This window comes from Muriicola sp. (assembly GCF_049669965.1).
Classification (GTDB): Bacteria; Bacteroidota; Bacteroidia; order Flavobacteriales; family Flavobacteriaceae; genus Muriicola.
Map to the genome: position 1 here is coordinate 1 of NZ_JBATLB010000243.1, position 6,667 is coordinate 6,667.

General features: G+C 41.8%; 9 protein-coding genes. 8 read left to right on the top strand and 1 reads right to left on the bottom strand.

Annotated features, from left to right (window positions below):
- Positions 1-60 precede the first annotated feature (60 nt).
- From WBM49_RS12425 to WBM49_RS12450, 6 genes are all read left to right on the top strand, one after another.
- A complete protein-coding gene (locus WBM49_RS12425; RefSeq protein WP_424372372.1) occupies positions 61-1,461 on the top strand; it encodes an arginine decarboxylase in 1,401 nt (466 codons plus the stop codon).
- Positions 1,448-2,392, top strand: a complete 945-nt coding sequence (gene speB, locus WBM49_RS12430; RefSeq protein WP_424372373.1) for an agmatinase — start codon at positions 1,448-1,450, stop codon at positions 2,390-2,392. The genes WBM49_RS12425 and speB overlap by 14 nt, the downstream gene beginning before the upstream one ends.
- Complete coding sequence (locus tag WBM49_RS12435; protein ID WP_424372374.1) at positions 2,385-3,356, top strand: deoxyhypusine synthase family protein; 972 nt, start codon at positions 2,385-2,387, stop codon at positions 3,354-3,356. The genes speB and WBM49_RS12435 overlap by 8 nt, the downstream gene beginning before the upstream one ends.
- Positions 3,357-3,358: 2 nt before the next feature.
- Positions 3,359-3,676: a hypothetical protein gene (locus WBM49_RS12440; protein WP_424372375.1), complete on the top strand. Its 318-nt coding sequence runs from the start codon at positions 3,359-3,361 to the stop codon at positions 3,674-3,676.
- 19 nt (positions 3,677-3,695) lie between these two features.
- Positions 3,696-4,112 carry a VOC family protein gene (locus tag WBM49_RS12445; RefSeq protein WP_424372376.1) on the top strand — a complete coding sequence of 139 codons (417 nt, stop codon included), beginning with the start codon at positions 3,696-3,698 and terminating at the stop codon, positions 4,110-4,112.
- A 68-nt stretch (positions 4,113-4,180) separates the two neighbouring features.
- Complete coding sequence (locus WBM49_RS12450) at positions 4,181-4,597, top strand: ATP-dependent zinc protease (RefSeq protein WP_424372377.1); 417 nt, start codon at positions 4,181-4,183, stop codon at positions 4,595-4,597.
- 33 nt (positions 4,598-4,630) lie between these two features.
- On the opposite strand, the gene WBM49_RS12455 is transcribed toward WBM49_RS12450, so the two are convergent.
- The gene (locus WBM49_RS12455; protein WP_424372378.1) at positions 4,631-5,569 is read right to left on the bottom strand and encodes an NAD-dependent epimerase/dehydratase family protein; all 939 of its coding nucleotides are present in this window, start codon (positions 5,567-5,569) and stop codon (positions 4,631-4,633) included.
- 64 nt (positions 5,570-5,633) lie between these two features.
- Between WBM49_RS12455 and WBM49_RS12460 the strand changes: the two genes are divergently transcribed.
- Entirely contained in the window at positions 5,634-6,128 is a 495-nt protein-coding gene (locus WBM49_RS12460) for a hypothetical protein (RefSeq protein ID WP_424372379.1), read from the top strand.
- Entirely contained in the window at positions 6,121-6,618 is a 498-nt protein-coding gene (locus tag WBM49_RS12465) for a nuclear transport factor 2 family protein (RefSeq protein ID WP_424372380.1), read from the top strand. The genes WBM49_RS12460 and WBM49_RS12465 overlap by 8 nt, the downstream gene beginning before the upstream one ends.
- Positions 6,619-6,667: the final 49 nt, after the last annotated feature.

The window sequence follows — 6,667 nt, forward strand, 5'->3', positions numbered from 1 at the left end:
AACCCTAATGTAGCATTAGCAAGCTTATATAAAACTTCGTAATTTCCACACTTTCGCTAAATGAACATAAAATACAGTGATCTTATAGATCAAACTTATTATTTTCCTCAGGAAGAGTTTACGCTCGATGAGGACCTCCTGCGTTTTCATGATATCCCTTTAATGTCTTTGGTAGAGCAATACGGGTCGCCTTTAAAATTCACCTACTTGCCCAAGATCTCCAAGAATATCCAACGGGCCAAAGAGTGGTTTGCCAAGGCCATAGAAAGGCATAATTATAAGGGGAAGTACATCTATTGTTATTGTACAAAAAGCTCGCACTTTGAATATGTGCTGCATGAGGCGCTTAAGAATGATATTCATATTGAAACGTCCTCGGCCTTTGATATCAACATTGTAAATCAGCTTAAGATAGAAGGAAAGATCAAGGATTCTACCTATGTGATCTGTAATGGATTTAAAAGAGATCTGTACATACAGAACATAGCGGATCTGATCAATAAAGGCCATCAGAATTGCATTCCAATTATAGACAATTTTGAGGAGATAGATCTGCTTAGCGAAGCCATTAATGATCCCTTTAAGATTGGGATACGAATTGCCTCAGAGGAAGAACCCAAGTTTGAGTTTTATACCTCCCGTTTGGGGATTGGGTATAGAAACATAGTTCCCTTTTACGAGAATCAGATCCGGGATAATGAAAAGGTAGAATTAAAAATGCTTCACTTCTTTATCAATACCGGCATCAGAGACAACGCCTATTATTGGAATGAACTGGTTAAATGTCTGAAGGTATACGTACGTCTGCGCAAACTTTGTCCTTCTTTGGACAGTTTAAACATTGGCGGCGGTTTTCCCACTAAAAATTCGCTGGCATTCGACTATGATTACGAGTACATGGTAGACGAGATCATTAACCAGATCAATATTTCCTGTAAGGAGGCCGATATTCCTGTACCTAATATTTTTACAGAATTTGGCAGTTTTACGGTTGGAGAGAGTGGGGGCGCTATTTATGAAGTGCTCTATCAAAAACAACAGAACGATCGTGAAAAATGGAATATGATCGACTCTTCTTTTATAACCACTTTACCTGATTCCTGGGCCATTAACAAGCGGTTTATTATGCTGCCCATCAACAGGTGGCACGATGAATATGAACGCGTTTTGTTGGGCGGGCTAACCTGCGACAGCGATGATTACTACAACAGTATTCAGGATATGAATGCCATCTACCTGCCGAAGTTTAAAAAGGAAAAACCCTTGTATATTGGCTTTTTTAATACAGGGGCCTACCAGGAATCTATTGGAGGTTTTGGGGGGCTGCAACACTGTCTTATCCCTACACCAAAGCATTTGCTGATAGACAGGGATAAGGATGGCAAATTGGTTACCAAATTATTTAGTGAACAACAGAAAGCATCAGAATTGCTTAAAATTTTAGGATATGAAGACAACTAGGAATTATGCCGGTATACCGGATGAATTCGCACAATTAGAGAAATCGAAAGTGGTTCTTATTCCCGTTCCCTATGACGGCACCAGTACCTGGGGAAAAGGAGCCGATAAGGGCCCCGAGGCGCTGTTGGAAGCCTCAGAAAACATGGAATTATACGACATAGAAACCGATACGGAAGTATATCAACAAGGAGTCTATGTTGCAGATGCCATTGCTGAACTATCTTCTCCCGAAGCCATGGTAAATAGTGTCCATAATAGAACTAAGGAGTATATCAAACGGAACAAATTTGTTACCCTGGTAGGAGGGGAACACTCGTTGTCTATTGGTTCTATAAGAGCCTTCAATGAGTGTTTTGACAATCTTACAGTATTACATATAGATGCGCATGCTGATCTGCGGGAATCATATGACGGCACTCCATACAACCATGCCTGTGCAGTATATGAAGCAAGCCAGAACACCAACTTGGTGCAGGTTGGGATTCGAAGTATGGACGCCATTGAAATGACCTTGATGGATACAGAAAAGACCTTTTTTGCCCATGAAATGGTAGACGATGAATACTGGATGGATAAGGTGGTTGATTTGTTGACAGAGAACGTCTTTATCACCTTCGATCTGGATGCCTTGGATCCTTCTATCTTACCCTCTACAGGCACGCCGGAACCAGGAGGACTTTTATGGTATGAAACCCTGGAGTTTCTAAAGCAGGTTTTTGAGGAAAAGAATGTGGTAGGCTTCGATCTGGTAGAGTTGTGTCCAAACGCTCAGGACAGATCCTCAAATTTTGTGGCAGCGAAGTTGTATTACAAAATGCTAAGTTATAAATTCATGAATGAAGCAGTGGAGGATGAGTATGACAATACCTATGACCTGAGCGGAAATGCCGGGACTCCATCCGCTTCTAAATTTGATGACGAAGATGAATAAGGGACCCATTTCAAAGTTTATTTCAAAGTACTATTTGCATTTTAATGCGGCTGCTTTGGTAGATGCCGCTAAGGGGTATGAACAGCAACTGGAGCATGGTGCAAAAATGTTGGTGTCCCTCGCCGGGGCTATGAGTACTGCGGAATTGGGTAAGATCTTTGCCGAGGTGATCCGCCAGGATAAAGTGCATATCATTTCGTGTACCGGGGCCAATCTGGAGGAAGACATCATGAACCTGGTAGCACATTCACATTACAAACGAGTACCAAATTATCGTGATCTTACCCCACAGGAAGAGTGGGACCTCTTGGAAAAAGGGCTGAACAGAGTAACAGATACTTGTATCCCTGAAGAAGAAGCTTTTAGGAGATTGCAAAAACATATTCATAAGATATGGAAGGATGCCGAAGCCTCGGGCAAACGTTATTTCCCTCACGAGTTTATGTACCAAATGTTGCTTTCTGGCGTTTTAGAAGAACATTATGAGATAGATCTTAAGGATTCATGGATGTATGCGGCGGCGGAAAAGAACCTGCCAATTATTTGCCCGGGATGGGAAGATAGTACCATGGGGAACATTTTTGCCTCCTATGTCCTTAAAGGAGAATTAAAGGCCTCTACAATGAAATCGGGGATAGAATACATGACCTTCCTGGCAGATTGGTATACCGCTAACTCTGAAAAAGGAATAGGATTCTTTCAGATAGGCGGAGGAATTGCAGGCGACTTTCCCATTTGTGTGGTGCCAATGCTCTATCAGGATATGGAAAGAACAGATACGCCCTTCTGGAGTTATTTTTGTCAAATAAGCGATAGTACCACCAGTTATGGGAGTTATTCTGGCGCCGTGCCTAATGAAAAGATCACCTGGGGAAAATTGGGAATTGAGACCCCAAAATTTATAATCGAGAGCGATGCTACTATTGTTGCGCCTCTAATTTTTGCTTATCTTTTAGACATGTAATTATGGATAATTTAAAAAGAGTCATAGTAGATTTTAAAAAACTGACCCCGGAGGTTTTAAAGCTTCTGGTGGAAAGATATCCTGATGGATATGATGACGCACATATCATCACCTTCAAGAATGCCAGTGGTGAACGTATTGAAGCGGTGGAAGTCACCACAGACGACACAAAATATCTGGTAAAGATCAGTGCCAAGCTGGAGGTCACCATGGCCAATTATGATGAGGATGACTATGAGGATTTTGACGACGATGATCCGGATGCCATCCCAGACGTAGAGATCAAGGATGAAGAAGAAGATGATGATAGCGAAGACTAGACAATCTAAGTGATATCATATGAAACACAGTGCTTTTCATGTATCCCTGCCTTGTTACAGTGTTACAAAGACCAAGAATTTCTATATTGACACCATTGGTGCTAAAATAGGGCGACATTCCACTCAATGGGTAGACATCGACTTGTTCGGAAATCAGATCACTTTCACCAAGTCGGGCGAATTTTCTTTCATATACAAGTCCTATAAATTTGAAGATACCGTGCTTCCTTCCTTCCATTTTGGAGTCATTCTAGATGAGAAGACCTGGGATACTGTTTTAAAACGTCTTTCTGAAAAAAGTGAAAAATCCACGGTGGCTACAACTTTCCTAAAGGATAAGAAGGGAGAACACACCTCCTTTTTTATTGAGGATCCCAACGGTTATGTGGTAGAATTCAAAAGATTTAAAGGAAACGAGCAGGTTTTTGCCTCCTAAACATTCTTCAACTAGGTACCCCAAAAAAAAGGGATGACCTTCTAAATTGCTATTATACCCAAAATGAAATGTTAAAGATCATAGGTAGTGTAGAATGTTGTGCGTTAAAAGAATTTGAAATTCCTGCCATAGACGCCCGTATAGATACCGGTGCACAAACCTCCTCTTTGCACGCTACCAAGATTGAGGTTTTCAGGAAAAAAAAGGTAAAATGGGTACGGTTTGAAGTTGCTTTTGACCAGGATGAGAAGCAACTTTCCTTCATTTGTGAAACCCCTGTACTGACGCGTAGAACTGTAAAGACCTCTAATGAGAATTCCGAAAAAAGGTTAATCATTAAAACCCCATTGACTATTGGGGAGACCACCTTTGAGATAGAACTTACCCTCGCTAACAGAGAGAATATGGAGTATAAGATGCTCCTTGGCAGGGAAGCACTGAATGGACGCTTTCTGGTTAATCCTGCCGAATCATACCTTGTTTAGTTGGTATTGATGAAAAGGAAGCTCGGAAACAAGTTATCTGAGATTTTCCAGCATTTCTGCGGTGGTTCGGGCCAGGTCAAATTCCGGACTCCAACCCCAATCTTTTCTTGCCTGAGAATCATCTATGCTGCTTGGCCAGGAATCCGCTATCGCCTGCCTGAAATCCGGATTGTAGGAGATCGTGAAGGTAGGGATCACCGCCTGAATACTTTCGGCGATCTCCTCCGGAGCAAAGCTCATGGCCCCTAAATTGTATGAGGACCGTATAGAAAGTTTAGCACCATCACTCTCCATTAATTCAATAGCCGCCCTAATGGCATCGTCCATGAACATCATGGGTAATTTGGTGCCTTTTTTAAGGAAACAGCTGTAGCTCCCTTTTTCCAGGGCCTTGACGTAAATTTCAACAGCGTAATCTGTGGTGCCCCCTCCGGGTTGTGTTTTCCAACTGATAAGCCCGGGAAAGCGTACACTGCGAACATCAACCCCATATTTGGCATGATAATAAGCACACCAGCGCTCTCCTGTCTGTTTGCTAATACCATACACGGTACTGGGCTCCATTAAGGTATGCTGAGGTGTTTGTTCTTTGGGTGTATTGCTGCCAAAGACCGCAATACTCGAAGGCCAGAATAATTTATCTATCTTCTTTTCCTTGGCGAGATTCAACGTATTAAAAAGGGAATTCATGTTAAGGGTCCAGGCACGTTCCGGAAATTTCTCGGCTGTTGCACTCAACATGGCGGCCATTAAATAAACCTCTTCTACTTCATAATGCATTACTATATCCTCCAGTGCATCATAATTGGTGGCGTCCAGGATCTCAAAAGGCCCGGATTTCATTAATACATCTGTTCCTTCTCGTATATCACTCGCAATAACATTCACATCCCCATATTTTTCACGAAGAGCCAGTGTCAGTTCTGTTCCGATTTGGCCACAGGCCCCTATAATAAGAATTGATTTTGTCAAGGAGAAATGAATTATTGAAGTTGAAGTCAAAGATAGCTTTTATTAAAATTTGTACATTCGTTCTATGAGAATAATATTGTCTATTTGCCTTCTTTTGCTCTTTACCGTATCCTGTCGGGAGTCTGGCGGGGCCACAACAGAAAGCCAGAAAGAACAACCATTTCTGCAACTTACTGTTTTACCTCAAAGGGTACTATTGAATGCAAAGGCCAGCGATCTCACAAAGAGTTGGATAGAATTCAACTCCTTGAATACGGGTTTCGATGCCTTGTACACGGTTGAGAATGCAGAAGACCTTGCATTAGTCTTAGACGATCTTGTAGAAAGGCAAAAGCTGTTGGAAGAGTCTGCATATCCGGCTGCTTTCGATCTGCCACAAGTGAGGGGCAGACAAAGAGTGATGAAGACTTTTATTTTAAAAACCAAGGCCGCTGTTGAATACCGCGTAGATGCCACAGAACCAGCTGTAGAGCTGATAAATGCCTATAATGCCATGCGTACTCAATTTAATGTACTGGTGAATAACACCTTGGATACTCAATTACTATCGGATGAATAAACTGCTGTTAATTTTCGTAACCCTTCTTATTCTGGGGAAAATACAAGGTCAAACTTCGGAAAAAGAGAGTATTCAACTTACTTTAGACAACTGGCACAAAGCTGCCGGAGAGGCCAATTTTGTAAACTATTTTGAACTGCTCACTGAGGATGCAATTTTTATTGGCACCGATGCAGCCGAAATATGGAACAAAACAGAATTTATGACGTTCTCTAAGCCTTATTTTGATCAGGGAAAAGCCTGGAATTTTAAGGCGGTAGAAAGAAATATCTACCTCGATCCTTCCGGAAAGGTAGCGTGGTTCGATGAGCTTCTGGATACCTGGATGCAACTTTGCAGAGGCTCGGGAGTACTTATAAAGGAAAATGGCAAATGGAAGATCGCACAATATGTGTTGTCGCTCACTATTCCCAACGAAGAGATAGATCCGGTCATCGCCTTAAAGAAAGAACGGGACAGCACCTATCTCAACGGACTAAAGAAAAAATGATATATACCGATAATGCCAAGTATTACTAGGCCTTCCGGAAGAAATAAAA

Coding starts and splice junctions, on each gene's coding strand:
- WBM49_RS12425 (WP_424372372.1), top strand. CDS start 61: ATGAACATAAAATACAGTGATCTTATAGATCAAACTTATTATTTTCCT.
- speB (WP_424372373.1), top strand. CDS start 1,448: ATGAAGACAACTAGGAATTATGCCGGTATACCGGATGAATTCGCACAA.
- WBM49_RS12435 (WP_424372374.1), top strand. CDS start 2,385: ATGAATAAGGGACCCATTTCAAAGTTTATTTCAAAGTACTATTTGCAT.
- WBM49_RS12440 (WP_424372375.1), top strand. CDS start 3,359: ATGGATAATTTAAAAAGAGTCATAGTAGATTTTAAAAAACTGACCCCG.
- WBM49_RS12445 (WP_424372376.1), top strand. CDS start 3,696: ATGAAACACAGTGCTTTTCATGTATCCCTGCCTTGTTACAGTGTTACA.
- WBM49_RS12450 (WP_424372377.1), top strand. CDS start 4,181: ATGTTAAAGATCATAGGTAGTGTAGAATGTTGTGCGTTAAAAGAATTT.
- WBM49_RS12460 (WP_424372379.1), top strand. CDS start 5,634: ATGAGAATAATATTGTCTATTTGCCTTCTTTTGCTCTTTACCGTATCC.
- WBM49_RS12465 (WP_424372380.1), top strand. CDS start 6,121: ATGAATAAACTGCTGTTAATTTTCGTAACCCTTCTTATTCTGGGGAAA.